The 17,502-nt window shown below is 59.2% G+C and carries 16 protein-coding genes and 1 pseudogene; 6 read left to right on the top strand and 11 right to left on the bottom strand.

Going from position 1 to position 17,502, the window contains the following annotated elements; translation table 11 throughout:
- Positions 1–55: 55 nt before the first annotated feature.
- The 7 genes and pseudogenes from FQ668_RS03100 to FQ668_RS03130 form a co-directional block, all read right to left on the bottom strand.
- A pseudogene (locus FQ668_RS03100) lies at positions 56–184 on the bottom strand (IS5/IS1182 family transposase); the annotation flags it as partial.
- 84 nt (positions 185–268) lie between these two features.
- On the bottom strand, positions 269–994 hold the full coding sequence (locus FQ668_RS03105; protein WP_019437898.1) for a phosphocholine cytidylyltransferase family protein: 726 nt from the start codon (positions 992–994) through the stop codon (positions 269–271).
- Positions 991–1,593, bottom strand: a complete 603-nt coding sequence (locus tag FQ668_RS03110; RefSeq protein WP_019437897.1) for a type 1 glutamine amidotransferase — start codon at positions 1,591–1,593, stop codon at positions 991–993. Before FQ668_RS03110 ends, FQ668_RS03105 begins: the two co-directional genes overlap by 4 nt.
- Positions 1,590–3,950 carry a PEP/pyruvate-binding domain-containing protein gene (locus FQ668_RS03115; protein WP_014589664.1) on the bottom strand — a complete coding sequence of 787 codons (2,361 nt, stop codon included), beginning with the start codon at positions 3,948–3,950 and terminating at the stop codon, positions 1,590–1,592. Before FQ668_RS03115 ends, FQ668_RS03110 begins: the two co-directional genes overlap by 4 nt.
- 59 nt (positions 3,951–4,009) lie before the next feature.
- On the bottom strand, positions 4,010–5,320 hold the full coding sequence (locus FQ668_RS03120; protein ID WP_019437896.1) for an ATP-grasp domain-containing protein: 1,311 nt from the start codon (positions 5,318–5,320) through the stop codon (positions 4,010–4,012).
- Positions 5,321–5,332: 12 nt separating this feature from the next.
- Complete coding sequence (locus FQ668_RS03125) at positions 5,333–5,950, bottom strand: phosphatidylcholine/phosphatidylserine synthase (RefSeq protein ID WP_019437895.1); 618 nt, start codon at positions 5,948–5,950, stop codon at positions 5,333–5,335.
- Positions 5,951–5,973: 23 nt separating this feature from the next.
- A complete protein-coding gene (locus FQ668_RS03130) occupies positions 5,974–7,167 on the bottom strand; it encodes a hypothetical protein (RefSeq protein ID WP_019437894.1) in 1,194 nt (397 codons plus the stop codon).
- A gap of 809 nt (positions 7,168–7,976) precedes the next feature.
- On the opposite strand from FQ668_RS03130, the gene hemA reads away from it, so the two are divergent.
- From hemA to FQ668_RS03160, 6 genes are all read left to right on the top strand, one after another.
- Entirely contained in the window at positions 7,977–9,254 is a 1,278-nt protein-coding gene (gene hemA / locus FQ668_RS03135; protein WP_010951977.1) for a glutamyl-tRNA reductase, read from the top strand.
- Positions 9,251–10,333, top strand: coding sequence for a peptide chain release factor 1 (gene prfA / locus FQ668_RS03140; protein ID WP_003247392.1), 1,083 nt, complete (start codon positions 9,251–9,253; stop codon positions 10,331–10,333). Before hemA ends, prfA begins: the two co-directional genes overlap by 4 nt.
- Positions 10,333–11,163 carry a peptide chain release factor N(5)-glutamine methyltransferase gene (gene prmC / locus FQ668_RS03145; protein ID WP_014589668.1) on the top strand — a complete coding sequence of 277 codons (831 nt, stop codon included), beginning with the start codon at positions 10,333–10,335 and terminating at the stop codon, positions 11,161–11,163. The genes prfA and prmC overlap by 1 nt, the downstream gene beginning before the upstream one ends.
- A complete protein-coding gene (locus FQ668_RS03150; protein WP_014589669.1) occupies positions 11,157–11,912 on the top strand; it encodes a molybdopterin-synthase adenylyltransferase MoeB in 756 nt (251 codons plus the stop codon). Before prmC ends, FQ668_RS03150 begins: the two co-directional genes overlap by 7 nt.
- Positions 11,905–12,702, top strand: coding sequence for a glutamate racemase (gene murI, locus FQ668_RS03155; RefSeq protein ID WP_019437893.1), 798 nt, complete (start codon positions 11,905–11,907; stop codon positions 12,700–12,702). Before FQ668_RS03150 ends, murI begins: the two co-directional genes overlap by 8 nt.
- Positions 12,703–12,806: 104 nt before the next feature.
- Positions 12,807–13,325, top strand: a complete 519-nt coding sequence (locus FQ668_RS03160; RefSeq protein ID WP_026031891.1) for an acyloxyacyl hydrolase — start codon at positions 12,807–12,809, stop codon at positions 13,323–13,325.
- Positions 13,326–13,439: 114 nt separating this feature from the next.
- Here FQ668_RS03160 and FQ668_RS03165 read toward each other — a convergent pair whose 3' ends face one another.
- Genes FQ668_RS03165 through FQ668_RS03180 form a run of 4 tightly spaced genes read right to left on the bottom strand, consistent with a single transcriptional unit; the run spans position 13,440 to position 17,425 of the window.
- Complete coding sequence (locus FQ668_RS03165) at positions 13,440–14,138, bottom strand: SDR family oxidoreductase (protein ID WP_019437891.1); 699 nt, start codon at positions 14,136–14,138, stop codon at positions 13,440–13,442.
- Positions 14,135–15,577: a deoxyribodipyrimidine photo-lyase gene (phrB, locus tag FQ668_RS03170; protein ID WP_019437890.1), complete on the bottom strand. Its 1,443-nt coding sequence runs from the start codon at positions 15,575–15,577 to the stop codon at positions 14,135–14,137. The genes FQ668_RS03165 and phrB overlap by 4 nt, the downstream gene beginning before the upstream one ends.
- Complete coding sequence (locus FQ668_RS03175) at positions 15,568–16,467, bottom strand: MerR family transcriptional regulator (protein ID WP_019437889.1); 900 nt, start codon at positions 16,465–16,467, stop codon at positions 15,568–15,570. The genes phrB and FQ668_RS03175 overlap by 10 nt, the downstream gene beginning before the upstream one ends.
- Entirely contained in the window at positions 16,457–17,425 is a 969-nt protein-coding gene (locus tag FQ668_RS03180; RefSeq protein ID WP_014589675.1) for a DUF523 and DUF1722 domain-containing protein, read from the bottom strand. Before FQ668_RS03180 ends, FQ668_RS03175 begins: the two co-directional genes overlap by 11 nt.
- Positions 17,426–17,502 lie beyond the last annotated feature (77 nt).

A 17,502-nucleotide genomic window follows, 5' to 3' on the forward strand; every position in this document is an offset into this window, starting at 1 on the left:
GAGAGCACAAGCGCCATGAGAAGCGTAATGTGCGGAGTTAGGGGCTGTTCCCGGTTCACATGGGTAGCCAAAGAAAGGCGCAGGCCATGGCCACTGCGCTTTCATAATTCCGCTTGAGCTTGTCGAAGCGCGATGCGGCCGCCCGCTAGTGTTTCAACCGGGCGAAGGCGTTTTCAACCAGGTGCAGCCTGAAAAACCTTGAGCCATTTACCCGCCGCGATCCTCGAATCTACCGTCAGGGTTAGTCGCACCGACAATTTTGTCGAGATCACCGGTCAGGATAGATCCGCTCATATAGTGCCACGTCGCTGGGGCAGTCAATTTCTCCCCAGGGAGCGTGCGTCGCCACGCCGGCGACTGGAAAACCTTCGCTGACTAGTGTCCCTAAAAGCGATGTCATGTCAGTTTGGTCGCGTGCCTGAGGCGTGAGCCCTTGCAATTGTTTTTTCAATGCCTGCCAACCCGCTGGCGTGACTTTGAACAAGCCCATGTACTGGCCCTGAATGACTTCAAGACTGGTAGCGGTCTGTCCAATAGCGCTCACCCATCCATCGACTAAGCGGAAGTTCTCCAGATCTGGTAGCGGATCGTTGAAGCGTTGCTGCCAGAGACGCACTGCGGCGGGATCGTAGCCCAGAACAATATCGGCTGGATGGTTAATTAGCTCGGATACTAGGGTGCTGTCGTAGAAGATGTCACCGTAGCTAACAAGGCAAGGCTCTGCGCTCAACCAATCGCTGGCGCAATTTAGAGAGCTGAAAATACCGGAGCTGTGCCAGCGATGGTTGTGAAACAAAGTGTCGGCGAATGGCGCAAGCATTTCGCTTCGATAGCCTGCAACGATGCCAACCTCGCTGACATCGCATCGACGGAGCGTTTCAATCGCGCGCTGTAGCAATGGCACACCGTTAAAGGGTACCAAGGCCTTGGGGCGTTCATCGGTCAGGGCTTGTAAGCGGCTCCCGCGACCAGCAGCAAGAATGATGGCTTTCATGAAAAAGCTCCAAAGGCATGTCGCACGCGTTGAATATCCAATGGATCTGCAGGTAGTTCACGCTCGGGGTGCCACATGATCCCGGTATGCCGACGGTGGTCGTCATACACAGCCTCGATCACGCCGTCGTCGGCCAGGGCTAGTACGTGGTAGCCGTCGGGCGCCTCGCGAAAGCCGTATTCATGATAGGAATTCACTCGCCGCCGTTGTTCTTGCATGTTGATCATGTGCTCACCTACATGGCCGGCCAAGCGTTCCAAAGTGCCGCCAGCTCGCGTCAACATTACCTGCATGCCGCGGCATACACCGAGCACCGGAAGCCTTAGATTTTCCGCAAGATCAAGCAAGACCCTCTCAGTGACGTCGCGTGTGTCGGCTGACCCACTCAGGGCCTGGCAACTCCCTCCACCAGTAAGCAGGAGGCCCTGAGGGCGCAATGATTGGACTAACGCCATGCTGACTCTCGGATCGTTTGGAAGGTACAGCGGGGTCAGCCCACATTGGCCTAAGAATTCAACCCAGCGCTGGTCAAGCGCGTCCCGCCATTCCTGGCGTTCGGCGTTGAACTGCCTGAGCATGGTCAGCCCAACCAAAATCATGCCAGCACCTGTATACGCCGCTCGGCGCAGTCGAGCAGCAGGCTTGTCGCCGCCAATAGGGTTTTGAATCGAGTATCGCCCACGCCGATAGCTGCGGGAATGGCGAACTCTCGGGCTCGGATCGACATATGCGAGTTCTCGCCTCCGTAGGCGGTGATGAAACCAGCAATGCGGTGGGTAAAAATCCAATCAAAACCCGGATCAGCGTTTTCGATTAAGACAATGCAACCCTCTATGTCCGGTGCCAATTGCCCTGGAAGCACATGGGCCACCCGCGCATGAGTGGCACTTCGAGTGATGAAGTTGGGATTGCACCAGTGCACTCGATGGCCGAATAGATCTTGCGGCTGACAGATGATGCTTGGCGTACGGACTAACTGCGTTTCATACCAGCGGCTGCGGTTGTGAGCAATCGCTTGGTGCAAACGTTTGCGATCGATGTCGGCGTAACCGCTGGTAAAGTCGGTGATTTGCGCAAAGCTGAGTTGGTCGCGGTCAAGACCATGTACCTCACCCCAATCGCATAGTGAGCGCAAAACATCCGAAACAAACGCTGCATAGAGGTATTTGAGCTTCTCGCGCGATGCAATAGCGGCCTGAGCAAATTGGAGGAACTGCTCGGCGGAAACGTTAAGACCGCACTGGTCGAAAGCTTGCTGCATGGCGTTGACCTGGGCCCGAGATACAGTTGGCCCGTTCGTAGATTTTGGGGGGCGTTGTAATGGGCGCTGCCAGTCAAAATAACTCTCCGGAGTCTCGTCGTAGCGCGCCACACGTATATCGTAGGTACCGGGCCGGACATGACCGTGGAGCTTTAGGAAATCGTCCTTATGCAACGTCTGGAAATCGCTGGCCATCTCGCGACCGATACTATTGACCCCTCCGGTCACATGATCGATGAAACCGGCAGATACTACCCCCGCTGTTTCCAGCGATTTAATTATTGCGGTACCTACGAACGCTGCACGGGCAGCGCCAGCGAATACTTCAGCGACTACGTTGGCCGCCGATAGAGCATTCCTCATACGTTGCAAGGACTCGCCCCGAGGTTGCCTCGCCATTAAACTCTGCACCTTGTCAGTAATACTCGGTAGACGTGTCAGGTCGGAGAAGAACGGGCCGCTGGGGGAAATAATGTGCTCGGTCAACTGGCGTAGCTCGTTCAAGTAGCATTCGTGCTGCTCGGTACTAAGAGTCCGGAGCGCCGGCAGCGCGGCAGCGGCATCGGGGCTAGTAAGCTCTGGCGTGAAGCAAGTAGGAATGATCGCGAACTCGATCTTGTCATGCAGATGAGGATGCATGGCCAAGTACTCGCCGCACTGTTCGACTACGCGCTCGGCAACATCTTGAGGTACCGAGGCAGGGATGAATGACTCGATGCTGTGGGCAATGCAGATGTAAGGAGAGCCACCCACCTGGTACATCAGCGGTTTGCGCCGCAGATCCCGGTAGCCGTATCGGAATCTGGCAGAGGCCCAATTAAGGTCAGTGATCAGCTCCTTATATAGCGAGTAGGCTAGCGCCCGCGGCTTGGTACCGATCATTTCCGCTGGGTTCCAGTCCGGCATAAGGCCAAGGAAGGCGGTCGACGTAGGACGCAGATGGTGTTGCTTGCAGATCAGCTCTTCGAACTGGGAAACCTCGTGCTCCAAAACTTTGCGTAGTTGGGCGTCGGCAAGTGCGTTGGCATTACGGGGCCCATCTGCGGTCATGGGACGCACTTGGAATAGCAGAGGGCCATCGACAGTGATCGCGAACTCTATGTCCAAGGCATCGCGCCCGGTTAGAACTTGTACCTCTTCGAGCAACGCAAACAGCCCTAGTAATTCCGCAGGCTCGCTTGCCGCCTCGCTGCCAAGTGAGACGAAAGAGTGCACAGTCTCGTTGCCGGTAGTGACACCGTCAGTACTGGCACCTGGTACATAGTCAACTACGTAATATGGCAAACCCGTCTCTGGATCACGGGTCATCGCCACTCCGCTGGCCAATACTCCTCTCGCCATCTGCTGCACCAGCACCTCATCGCGCTCGCGAGCTAGGCCGTAGGAGGCGATCACCGTCTTGATGGCTTCGCCGAGTGCCTGGCCGCCACACACATCTAGAACTGACGCGTACATTCCTGCACCGGAATGGCCGTCGCGGTCTTCGGCTAGGCAGCTGGATCGTACAATCAGCGGCTCATCGCCAAAGAACGCCTGACAGTGCGCGATCACTGCCTGCCAGTCCTCCCGCCACTGTGCCACGGTGAATCGATGAAGGGGCAACACTTGACCGGTGCTCAGAAGTGGTGCCAGTTGCTGCAGGGTATCGGCCTTGCCGGAAAAAGCGAACACGGGAGAAGGATTTAATGAGTGCATATGTCTTCCCTAATCAGTCGAATCAGTCCGTTGCAGGGGGCTGTCAGTTCATGTCAGGTTTAAGCCAACTCGGCGCCGGTATAAGTCGCGAGTTCAAGGCCGTAAAGTGAGGACAGCTCGCGCAGGAAGCGATTGCCCTTTTTCGCCGCAGAGTGGGGGCAGTCGTCCTCAACGATGACGTGGCCAATTGTGCCGATGTTGCCGCTATAGACGTTTACCGCCTGGCCAGGCGCAACGTGGGCGGTGCAAAACCGGATGGCGTACTTGTCCAGTAATGGCTGTAGGGTGTCGGGGTCATAGTCGTGGGCGATATGACCGCCATTGCGGGAGGCGACAGTTACGACGCTACCTGCGCGCTGAAGCACTGAGTCGTCAATTAGAATGGGCTCGCCCAGGTGCAGACGGACTAGCAGTTCGAACGGGTCGATGCCGGTCAGCATCCGGTACATCTGCGGCGCTACGCTACCCATCATGCGTGCGTTGATCTCCACTAGACAGGGCCCTTTGGCATCGCGCAACAGTTCAACATGATAAAGGCCAACATCCAGCCCCAGAGCGCTGAACACTGCCTGCACATATGCTTTGATCTCGTCGCGCTGTGCTGCGTCAAGGCCTGACGGCATGGTCGCGGTCATTTCTAATATTTCGCTATAGTCGGCGCGGAAACGGATGGTGGTCGCAAAGCAGGAGACCTTGGTGTCCTGGACGATGACTTCCGCTGAATGCAATGTACCGTCGATGTATTGCTCGACCAGATAGTCGCGGCTTACCAAGTGGTCGATCATAGGATCAGCACCCTTGCGACTCTGGCGCAACTCGGCGAGAAAGGCGTCAAAGTCGGTCTGGCTATGGCAAATGGCGGAAAACTGCTTGGCGAATCCTCGGGTCGGCTTGACAACGAATGGCAGCGACAAACTCGGAACGACCCCATTGATCAGTTGCTCCTCGCTTAGTACTTCAAAATCAGGAGAGCGTAGTCCGTGTGCCCGCAGCGTTTCGCGCAGTCGACTCTTGTATACCGCCCCGCACAGAGCTTCGTACCTCGGGTAGAGGGTGCCGAGGCGCTGGGCCTCACGCGCCACCGGTACTATGGCTGCTTCAGAGGTAGAGATCAGGGCGTCAATAGGGCGCTCTGCGTGCAGGTTTGCCAACAACCGGCTGAATTCGCCGCCTTCCAGATTATCGATACGCAAATAAGCATCCACATATCGCAGGTAAGGCTCGAGACGGGAGGTGTCGTCCTTGATCGAGATCGTCAGGAACGAGGCGTCGCGCTGATGAATGAAGGTGACGTGGCAGCCAAGCCGTTTGGCTGCCTCAAAAGCCAGCAGGCCGCTTACGGTGCTGTCGACGAAAACCACGTGTTTCATTGGAACCTCGGATTACCAGGGATGAAAGTAAATAGTGCTGAGCCCGAACAGCATTGCGAAGCAAGCGACCGTCGAAGGTGCGCCATACTTGGGAATTCTCAAGCTGGTGACCTGGAGGATGCCGACCAGCGCCATTAGGCCGACGATCACACCGGCACCGTAATGCCCGGCCGATAACCCCATCAGCGCCAGCGCAAAGACAAATCCTGAATATGTGGTGGGTAGCCCCTGATATCCCCCGCCAGCCGATGTGCCGGGCATGCCAAACAGCGATAGCCGCAAAATGGCCGTGAAAACCAGAGTTACTGCGGCCAGCGTGGCCGAAAGAGACTGGTCGAGGATCAGGATGACAAGGGCTGGCGTGACGCTGAAATTGAGCAAGTCGGCAAAACTGTCTAGATGCTTGCCGAAGGCCCGTTGCGCGCTGTTCGCAGCCAGGTAGCGCCGCGCTATGTGGCCGTCAAGGAAATCGAGCATCGCGGCCAGGCAAATCACCGTCGCCGCCAGAACAAACCGTCTTTGCAACGCAAAATAAACAGTACCGAAGGCCAGGCCGATATTGAATATTGTTAATATGTTCGCCAAATCCAAAAGACGGACGAACGGAAATACACGCGCCAATGTGGGCATATTGTTCTCCTTGAAGAAATTATTTAGACAGATTGTTTTCCCTTGATCGCAACTGTCGTTCGCAGGGCGTTGGATGCGACGAAATAGAAAACAATGAAGATAATGCTCGTGCTGAACAGGCCAACATACTTAACCAGTATTGAGCCGGCGAAGATGGTGATTATCATGCCTAAGTAGACCCCCGCATACTGGACAGATGCCATCAACGGCATGGCGCTGGTAGGTGTGCTCCTGACAAGATCGGCTTGCAACTTGAAAAATGCCAGTTCGAAAAAGAATATGTAGAGAAAATACGCGATGTAACTGGACTGAATATCATGGCCGAACGCTGCGAGCATCATGAACAGGCCGCTGACTACAGCCATCGGCATAGGTAGCGGTTGCACATTACACTTGCCCAAACGATAGAACAGTACTGCGCCCACCAAAGCTGCCACACTATTGACGGCCTGCAACAAACCGACATACACCTCTCCCAAGCCCAGCACATGGGCCGGTAACAGCACCCTGGACACATTGAAGAAGCCCTGAAAAAGGCTGACGAAGACGATGAACTGATAGAGGCTGAGGCGTAGCGCGGGATACTCCTGCAAAAGCGAACCAAGGGCAGTCAATAGTCTTGGTGCGACCTGCACGGTGATCGGAGGCTTTGTTGGCGCAGGTAGTAGATAGGCCGCCAAAGCCGCGATGGAAAAAAGACTGACAGTAATGAGCAGGGCTAACCCAGGCGTCATGTTGGCTTTGAACAGTAGCAGACTGATGCCTGCCAGGCCGCCGGCAATGAATTGTGCGGTGAGTGTCAGAGGCACTGAGCTGGCGATTTGCGCACCCGGGAAATAACACTTGATGGCAACAATACGCCCTACCCGTTGCAGCGCATCCAGGGTGCCAATGACTACCGCGCCTAACACGGCGACTTCCACATGATGTGGCAGGATCTTGTAGGTGACCGCCGCGCAGCCCAGCGACGCCAAGTTGGCACTCCACAGCAAGGTGCGTGGCGCTAGATAGTCAGCCAGTCGGTAGATTGGAGCGACAAAAATTACCGGCAGAACCATTGGTGCAAACAGCACCACTTGGGAAAGTATTAGACTAGCAGTATGAGCATAAATATAGTAGGAAAAATAAATATAGCTCAGCGTAGAGGCCGAAATAGCACACAAGTTAACGCCCCAAAGAAGCACTGAGTGCCTACGAGATGCTGCAAATTCTTCCATTGCTCGCGCCTATTATATAGCTTCCTGCCATGCACGAAGCATACCCTGCATTGGAAATCGTTTTAAGATAAGCTTAACAAAACTGAAATATAAAAATGCTTGTTGTTGGTGTGTCAGCAAGTAAGTGTGCATCATTTCAGTTCATCATTACCGCTGCTGATCCTCATCAACAAAACTTCTAATAATCGGCAAAATTAATAGCTACAAATAAACCGACGGACTGATAGCTCGATGCTATCCAACTCGTATCGCTGTCTCAGTGAGGAATATCGATGTAGCGGCGTCAAGACTAGGTCCGGAAGGAGGGTAGGGCAACAGCTGGGTATGTATTTGGGAAATGGACTACAAGACTGTGGATAAATCTTTTGGAAATATGTCAAAAGTCTTCTCGACCCGGTCGGCGTAGTTGGCTAGGGCGATGTCGAGCCGATGGCTCTGGCTTTTGCTCTTACTGTCGCTTCTAAGCGCGCGGTTGATCAGGCGCTGCAGATTGCGACTTCAGGAGGCCGAGCGTAGGGCTTGCTCCCGGGAGGACCGCGCTGCAGGCCCCATCCTGGGGCACAGCGCTTGACGGGCATCCATGCCCGTCACCTCCCTGCGCAAGGCCTGCGTTCGGCCTCCTGAAGTCGCGAAGATCAAGGTCAGGATCAAAAGCCAGATCAAAAGCCGGCAAGACCTGAAAACACCGCTAGGGCAGGCTACGAAAAGGCGATAGCCGCAGGACTATCAGCACAATAGCGAACGGTGGTTGTCCAAAAACCTGCGAAAGAGGACAATTATCGGCTTCCCGTCACAACCAGCGACCTTGCATGGCCTTTCTTGCACTTGGTATCAACCATAAGACTGCCTCGGTAGACGTACGCGAGCGCGTGGCGTTTACCCCAGAGCAGCTGGTAGACGCCCTGCAGCAGCTCTGCAGACTGACGTCCAGCCGCGAGGCGGCGATCCTGTCGACCTGTAACCGCAGTGAGCTCTATATAGAGCAGGACCACCTGTCCGCCGACGCCGTGCTGCAGTGGCTGGCCGACTATCACCGCCTCAGCATCGACGAGCTGCGTGCCAGCGCCTACGTGCATGAAGAGCACGACGCCGTGAAGCACATGATGCGCGTGGCCTCAGGCCTGGACTCGCTGGTTCTGGGCGAGCCTCAGATCCTGGGCCAGATGAAGTCCGCCTACGCCGTGGCCCGCGAAGCCGGTACCGTCGGGCCGTTGCTCGGGCGCCTGTTCCAGGCCACCTTCAGCGCCGCCAAGCAGGTGCGTACCGATACGGCCATCGGTGAAAACCCGGTTTCGGTTGCGTTCGCCGCGGTCAGCCTGGCCAAACAGATTTTCGCCGACCTGGGCCGCAGCCAGGCCCTGCTGATCGGTGCCGGCGAAACCATCACCCTGGTCGCCCGCCACCTGCACGAGCAGGGCGTACGCCGTATCGTGGTGGCCAACCGCACCCTGGAGCGTGCCAGCATCCTGGCCGAGCAGTTCGGTGCGCATGCCGTGCTGCTGGCAGACATCCCACAGGAACTGGCCAACAGTGACATCGTGATCAGTTCCACCGCCAGTCAGTTGCCGATCCTGGGCAAAGGCGCGGTCGAGAGTGCTCTGAAACAGCGCCGACACAAGCCGATTTTCATGGTCGACATCGCTGTACCTCGCGATATCGAAACCGAAGTAGGCGAGCTGGACGATGTCTACCTGTACACCGTCGACGACCTGCACGATGTAGTGGCAGAAAACCTCAAGAGCCGCCAGGGTGCGGCTCAGGCGGCCGAAGAGCTGGTATCCGTGGGCGCCGAAGACTTCATGCTGCGCCTGCGCGAACTGGCTGCAGTGGACGTGCTCAGGGCCTATCGCCAGCAAAGTGAGCGCCTTCGCGACGAAGAACTGCAAAAGGCCCTGCGCCTGCTGGCCAATGGCGGCAACCCCGAAGACGTGCTGGCCCAGCTGGCCCGGGGCCTGACCAATAAACTCCTGCATGCGCCCAGCGTGCAGCTGAAAAAGCTCTCGGCCGAGGGCCGCCTCGATGCGCTGGCCATGGCCCAGGAACTCTTTGCCCTCAATGAGGGCTCCACGGACAAATCCCCGCAATGAAAGCGTCGCTGCTGAACAAACTGGAAATCCTCCAGGACCGTTTCGAAGAACTCACCGCCCTGCTCGGTGACGCCGAGGTTATTTCCGACCAGACGCGTTTTCGCGCCTACTCCCGCGAGTATGCCGAGGTAGAGCCGGTCTACGCTGCTTATAAAGAGTGGCGCAAAGTCCAGGACGACCTCGAAGGCGCCCAGGCGCTGCTCAAGGACAGTGACCCGGACCTGCGTGAAATGGCCGTGGAAGAGGTGCGTGAAGCCAAGGAGCAACTGTTGACCCTGGAGGCGCAGCTGCAACGCATGCTGCTGCCTAAAGACCCCAACGACGGTCGTAACGTGTTTCTCGAAATCCGCGCCGGTACGGGTGGCGACGAGGCAGCCATCTTCTCTGGTGACCTGTTCCGCATGTATTCGCGCTACGCCGAAAAGCGCGGCTGGCGCCTGGAGATCTTGTCCGAGAACGAAGGCGAGCACGGCGGCTACAAGGAAATCATTGCCCGCGTCGAGGGCGAGAATGTCTACGGCAAGCTCAAGTTCGAGTCCGGTGCACACCGGGTTCAGCGTGTGCCCGAGACCGAGTCCCAAGGCCGTGTCCACACTTCCGCGTGCACGGTGGCGGTGCTCCCCGAGCCGGACGAGCAGGCCGCCATCGAAATCAACCCGGCCGACTTGCGCGTGGATACCTACCGTGCCTCCGGTGCCGGCGGCCAGCACGTCAACAAGACCGATTCGGCGATCCGTATCACTCACTTGCCCACCGGTATCGTGGTCGAATGCCAGGAGGAGCGCTCGCAGCACAAGAACCGTGCTCGCGCCATGTCCTGGCTGTCGGCCAAGCTGAACGACATGCAGACCAGTGCCGCGCAGAACGCCATTGCCAGTGAGCGCAAGCTGTTGGTGGGTTCCGGTGACCGCTCCGAGCGCATCCGCACCTACAATTATCCACAGGGGCGGGTGACCGATCACCGCATCAACCTGACCTTGTACTCGCTGGACGACATCCTCAGCGGTGGCGTAGACGCGGTGATCGAACCGCTGCTGGCCGAATACCAGGCCGATCAACTGGCCGCCTTGGGGGACTGATGACTGTCATCGCCAGCCTGTTGCGCAACGCGCAGTTGCCTGAATCGCCCACTGAGCGCCTGGATGCCGAACTGCTGCTGGCTGCGGCCATCGGTAAATCGCGCAGCTACCTGCATACCTGGCCCGAGCGTATCGTCAGCAGCGAAGATGCCGAGACCTATGCCGGCTACCTGAAGCGCCGCCGTGGCGGCGAGCCAGTGGCCTATATCCTTGGGCTGCAGGGCTTCTGGAAGATCGACCTGGAGGTCGCGCCGCATACCCTGATCCCGCGGCCGGATACCGAACTGCTGGTCGAGACGGCGCTTGAACTGCAACCCGCTTCGCCAGCCAAGGTCCTCGACCTGGGTACCGGTACGGGTGCCATCGCTCTGGCGCTGGCCAGCGAGCGCCCGGCGTGGCAGGTGACAGCGGTTGACCGGGTGGAGGAGGCTGCTGCCCTCGCCGAGCGCAACCGCCAGCGGTTGGGCCTGGCCAACGCTCGGGTACGGCTAAGCCACTGGTTCGACAGCCTGGCCGGGGAGCGTTTCGACCTCATTGTCAGCAACCCTCCCTACATTGCCGCTGAAGACCCGCACCTGGTGGCCGGCGACGTGCGTTTCGAACCCAGCAGTGCCCTGGTGGCCGGTGCCGATGGCCTGGACGACCTTCGCGTGATCGCCGCCCAGGCCCCCGCGCACTTGTTGCCAGGTGGTTGGCTACTGCTGGAACATGGCTACGATCAGGCGGCAGCGGTACGCGCTCTGCTGGCTGAACATGGCTTTATCGAGGTGGCCAGCCGCACGGACCTGGGCGGCCATGAACGCATTACCCTGGGGCGACTGCCATGCTGAGTGATCAGGAACTGCTGCGTTACAGCCGCCAAGTGCTGCTGGCCCAGATCGACATCGATGGCCAGCTGCGGCTCAAGCAGAGCAAAGCGCTGATCATCGGGCTGGGTGGCCTGGGCTCGCCAGTCGCCCTGTACCTGGCCGCCGCTGGCGTGGGTGAGCTGCACCTGGCCGACTTCGACACCGTTGACCTGACCAACCTGCAACGCCAGGTCATCCACGACAGTGCCAGCGTTGGCATGAGCAAGGTCGACTCGGCCTTGCAGCGCTTGCAGGCAATCAACCCGGAAGTCAGCCTGGTTGCTCACCGCCAGGCACTGGACGAGGACTCGCTGGTGGCTGCGGTGGCGGCGGTCGACCTGGTGCTGGACTGCTCCGACAATTTCTCTACCCGCGAGGCGGTCAACGCTGCCTGTGTCGCCGCCGGCAAGCCGCTGGTCAGCGGAGCAGCAATCCGTCTGGAAGGTCAGCTGTCGGTGTTCGACCCGCGGCGTGACTACAGCCCGTGCTATCACTGCCTGTACGGGCATGGTAGCGAAGCTGAACTGACCTGCAGCGAAGCAGGCGTCATTGGCCCGCTGGTGGGGCTGGTGGGAAGCCTGCAGGCGCTGGAGGCGATGAAACTGCTGGCTGGCTTCGGTGAGCCGTTGGTCGGCCGCTTGCTGTTGATCGATGCCCTCGGCACCCGTATCCGCGAGCTTCGTGTCAAGCGCGACCCGGCTTGCACGGTCTGTGGTAAGCGCGATGGCTGAGCGCTCGGCGCCGATCGGCGTCATGGACTCGGGGGTTGGCGGTTTGTCGGTGCTGGCCGAGATCCAGCGCCTGCTGCCCAACGAAACGTTGCTGTATGTGGGCGATTGCGGGCATATACCCTACGGTGAGAAGTCGCCGGACTATATCCGCGAGCGCTGCCGGCACATTGCCGGGTTCTTCCATGAGCAAGGCGCAAAGGCCATGGTGTTGGCCTGCAACACCGCCACGGTGGCGGCAGTGGCCGACCTGCGTGAGTTGTATCCGGCCTGGCCGTTGGTGGGCATGGAACCGGCCGTCAAGCCTGCAGCGGCAGCCACCCGCTCGGGCGTGGTCGGTGTGCTGGCCACCACCGGTACCCTGCAGAGTGCCAAGTTCGCAGCCTTGCTCGACCGCTTCGCCAACGACGTACAGGTTATTACCCAGCCTTGCCCGGGGCTGGTCGAACTGATCGAAACCGGTGACCTTGCAAGTCCGGCGTTGCGCCAGATGCTGCAAGGTTACGTGCAGCCGCTGCTGGCAGCAGGTTGCGACACGCTGATCCTCGGCTGCACCCATTACCCTTTCCTTCGCCCATTGCTGGCCGGCATGGTGCCGGATGACGTGGCCATCATCGACACCGGCGCGGCCGTGGCGCGTCAGTTGCAACGGCTGCTGGGTGCCAATGATCTGTTGGCCGAAGGCCCGGCCGGCGCCGCACGCTTCTGGACAAGCGCTGACCCAGAAGCCTTAAGAAAAATCCTACCTGTGCTGTGGCATAAGTCTGACGATGTGCAAAGCTTTGCGTTGTGAAAAAAACGTGAAAAAAGGCTGAACTATCGTTCCACTTCTGCTTTCTATCGCTTTGCCTGAGATGAGGCGGACAAACAACAGCATCAGAAAGAAGGATGTTTCTTATGAGGAAACTGCTCGGCTTGGCAGCGGCTGCTGCCTTTATTTTGGGGCAAGCGATGTCGGCACAGGCTGCCGATGTTTCGTTTTCGGTGGGGCAGACTGGCGATTCGACAATGGTCTACCGGCTAGGGCTGCAATCGAATTGGGACGCGAGTTGGTGGCAGACCAGCGTTGGTCGGCTGACCGGCTATTGGGATGGGGCCTACACCTACTGGGATGGCGACGAGACCGCAAGCAATCACAGCCTGTCCTTCGCGCCCGTGTTCGTCTATGAATTTGCCGGGGAGTCGGTGAAGCCTTACATCGAAGCCGGCATCGGGGTGGCGGCGTTCTCCAGCACCGAACTGGAAAGCAATGAGCTGGGTTCGGCGTTCCAGTTCGAGGACCGCATTGGTTTTGGTTTGCGCTTTGCCGGCGGGCATGAGATTGGGGTGCGGGCGATTCACTATTCCAACGCCGGCATCAAAGAGCCCAACGATGGTGTAGAAAGCTACAGCCTGCATTACAGAATGGCGCTCTGAGTTCACCTGCATTCGCGGGCAATGCCCGCTCCTGCCGGAATACCACAGCATAAAGGTCTGGGTAATCTGCGGGAGCGGGCTTGCCCGCGAAGAAGGTAATGCTGATTTCAGCGGTCAACGCGCCAGCGGCCACAGGCTACTGAGGTCCAGCGTCTCCAGGACCAGTTCGGGTTCTCTCTGAGGCCACCGGCGCAGCAACTCCTCTGCGGCACTGCCGGGCGTCCACGCCTCCGGTATCGCCTGTGTCGACGTTACCGTAACCTTCAACGATTGTGGCCCTACGATGGTCAGTGCTATCCCTTGGTCCTCAAGGGCCTTGCGCTGCTCACGCAGCCATTGCGGCAAGTTGTTCCAGCCCGCAGTCACCTGTGTCGGTGCAAACAGCTGCAACGCCGAATAGCGGTTGAAAAGCCCCATCACCTGGGGCGACTGCCCCTTTGCCAGCAATGGCAGCGCTTTGCTCAGGCAATGCTCTGCGGCCAGCTGGTTGGTGGTGACGATTGCTTCGATCAGCTCACTGTCACTGACATTGTCTGGCAGGTAATCGGTGGTGCCGGTGTTGAGGATCAGCCCGTCCAGCGAACACCAGGCATGGCAGATTTGTTGGCACGCATGGGTGACGTGTTGTTCTTCCTGCAACTGCCACGGCAAACGCAACAATTGGCTGCCGTAGCGTGTCCCCAAATCATCCAGTGCATCGCTATCCTTGCCACTCGCGGCAACGCGATGTCCTTCATCGAGCATCCGCTCCACCAAAGCCAAGCCAAGTCCGTTGCTTGCGCCTGTAACCCAGAAACTACGCGAGTTAATCAAGACGTTATCCCCTGATTCTGCCGGCGTGGCAGCCCTTTGAACGCTTCCAGGGCCCGCTGGCGACTGCTGCTGAGATCTACGATTGGACTTAGGTACGAAGTATTACCGAAAAGGTCCGTCGGTTTAATGGGTTGATGGATGGCTTTTTCATCGAGCTCCTGTAGTTCCGGTACCCAGTGGCGAATGAACTGACCCTGTGGATCGAAGCGCTGCGACTGTGAAACCGGGTTGAAGATACGGAAATAGGGCACTGCGTCGGTGCCGGTGGACGCACTCCACTGCCAACCCCCGTTGTTGGCGGCCAGGTCGCCGTCTATCAGGTGGCGCATGAAGTGCCGCTCGCCCTTGCGCCAGTCAATCAGCAGGTTCTTGCTGAGGAACATGGCCACGACCATGCGCAAGCGGTTGTGCATCCACCCGGTGTGCAGCAGCTGGCGCATGGCGGCATCGATGATCGGGAAGCCGGTGCGGCCCTGCTCCCAGGCCTCTAGGTCTGCCGGGGCGTCACGCCAGGGCAGGGCTTCGGTCTGGGCGCGGAAGGCGCGGTGGCGCGAGACCTGTGGATAACCGCTGAGGATGTGCTTGTAGAACTCACGCCAGAGTAGCTCATTGATCCAGGTCTGCACGCCTGTGCTGCCACTGTCGAACTCGCCCCGGTTGCCGGCCAGTGCACCGTGCAAGCATTGGCGGGGCGAAATCACGCCGGCGGCCAGGTAGGGGGAAAGCTGGCTGGTACCGGGCTTGGCAGGCAAGTCGCGCAGGTGGTGGTAGTCGTCGATGGTGTCGTCCAGGAAGCGTGACAGGCGGGACTGTGCCTCGGCTTCACCGGCTGGCCAGTGGTCGCGCAGTGCGTGCGTGGTTTTTCCGAAGCCCTCGACATGTTGCGGGATCGGGTCGCTGCCGATGTTCAGCGGGGCCTGGCGCTTCACCCGCCGTGCCGGGGACGGCAGGCTGCGGTGCAGATGCTCCAGGCAGGTTTTCTTGAACTGGCTGAACACCTGGAAGTAATCGCCACTGCGAGTCAGTACGGTGCCCGGACGGAAGAATAGTTGGTCGAGGTAGCTGTGCGCCTGGATGGCCGACTTTTCCAGCAGTGCCCGGGTGGCATCATCCCGGCGCTGCTCATTGATGCCGTACTCCTCGTTCCAGTGCACGCTTTGCACCTGATGTTGGCGGCAGATATCGAGCACCGCCTGTGGCGCCTGGTCCCAGGTATCGATTGTGCGGATCAGCAGGGGGATGTTCAGCTTTTCCAGTGATTGGCGCAGGTCATGCAGGTTACGCAGCCAGAAGTCGACTTTGCAGTCGGCATCGTCATGGGCTTGCCATTGTCCGGGGCTGACCAGCCACAGGGCGATGGTCGGGCCGCGTTCGGTAGAGGCGCTGAGTGCAGTGTTGTCATCGATACGCAGGTCGCTGCGCAGCCAGGTCAGGTGCATGGGGGATTTATCTCTACAGGCTGTCGATCATGGGCTTGAAGCACGCGCAATGCCGCCTGCGGGGTGTCGAACAGGAAAAGGTCGGGTAGCTCAAAAGCCTTCAAGCGGGCTTCATGCAGCGCCAGCGTGGCACCGCCCAGCAGCTTGGGGATCGGCAAGCCTTGCAGGGTGCGCAGCAACGCCTTGTCGTCGATGCGTGGCCCCAGGTGCAGGAGTAAGGCGCGTGGTTTGAGCGCGTTGACGGCGCTTAGCAATTGCGGGCCTGCGACAGGCTGCTCAAGCACCTCGACCGGGAAGCCATTGCTGGTGAGTAGCCAGGCGCACAACCATAAGTCCGGGCTGAAGGTGCGTTCGCAGTCTTCGGCCAGCAACACGGCAGGCCCTTGCAGCAGCTGGTTGTCGTGGTACACGCGGGCACCGAGCTTGCTGCGCAGCCAGCTGTGAAAAAACACCTGCTCCAGCCGAGCGTTGAAGTAATTGCGCCAGCGCAGGTCGAGCATGTCGAGTAGCGGCAGCAGCAATTGCTCGCACAGGGTGACTGCCGGGTACAGCGCCATGGCCTGGTTGAGTTGCTGGTCGAGGGCGCGCTGTGAAAGGCCGGCGATGGCTTCGATCAGCTGGAGTTGCCGGGCTTGCCAGTCACCCTTCGGTAGGGTGCTGGCGGGTTTGTCGAGCAACTCGCGGACTTGGCCGACCGACGCGCCACGCTGCAGCCAGGCCAGGACGGACTCGACGCGTTCGACCTGCTCAAGTGGGTACAGGCGATGCCCCTTGGCGGTGCGCTGTGGCTTGAGCAACCCATACCGGCGCTCCCAGGCGCGCAGGGTGACCGGGTTGACGCCAGTGCGACGGGCAAGTTCGCCAATGGGCAGCAAGTCCTCAGACCGCATTGCGCAAGCCCAGGCTCTCGGGGTGAGGCTGCAGGTAGGCTTGTTGCTGCAGGTAGGGGTCTGGGTGCTTGCGCAAATGATGTTTGAGCAGGGTCAGTGGCACTACCAGAGGTACCACGCCTTGTTGGTACTGGCCGATGACTGCCTGCAACTCGGCCTTGTCCTGCTGTGTCAGGGCATCCTTGAAGTAGCCGCTCAGGTGCTGCAGCACGTTACTGTGGGTGCCGCGGCTGGCGCAGCGGCGCAGGGCCTGCATCAGCTGGCTGAAATAGCGCGGGCCGATGGTCTGTGGTTCATCAGCCTTGCTCATGCTGCCAAGCAGGCGGCCGAGCGTGCGATAGGCCTGGGGGTTGTTGGCCATCAGCAAATACTTGTAGCGCGAATGAAAGCGCACCAGCGCGCCACGGTTCAGGCCCTCGGCCAGCAGGCGCTGCCAGTCGGCGTAGGCGTAAACGCGGCTTATGAAGTTCTCGCGCAGCACGGGGTCATGCAGGCGGCCTTCTTCTTCTACTGGCAGGTCCGGGCGCAATGCGCAGAAAGCCTGGGCATAGACGCCACGGCCGCCATGCACGGCCGGGTGGCCGTTGTCCTGATAAACCTTTACCCTTTCCAGGCCGCATGAAGGTGACTTCTGCATGAAGATGTAGCCGCAGATGTCGTCAAGCTCGTTGGCCATCTGCTCGCCATAGGTGCGCAGCGGGTCTGTAAGGTCCTTGCCAGGGTCGCGGGTGCCGACCACTTCGGGTTGCTCGGGGTTGCCGACCAGGCGAATCGGGTCGCGGGGGACACCCAGGCCGATTGCCACTTCCGGACACACGGGTAGCCAGTCGAAGTGCTGTTCCAGCTGTTTACGGCACAGGTCGGAGGCCTTGTGGCCGCCGTTGTAGCGCACGCTGTGCCCGGTCAGGCAGGCGCTGATGGCGATACGCGGCTTGCTGTGGGCGGAAGGGTCGTGCATGGCTGCCTCCGAAAATAAACCTGTACGTGACTCGAAACTTGTACAGGTTTATTTCAGCACAGCGCTGAAGTTATGCA

The organism is Pseudomonas sp. Kh14, from assembly GCF_900291005.1.
GTDB classification, from domain to species: domain Bacteria; phylum Pseudomonadota; class Gammaproteobacteria; order Pseudomonadales; family Pseudomonadaceae; genus Aquipseudomonas; species Aquipseudomonas alloputida.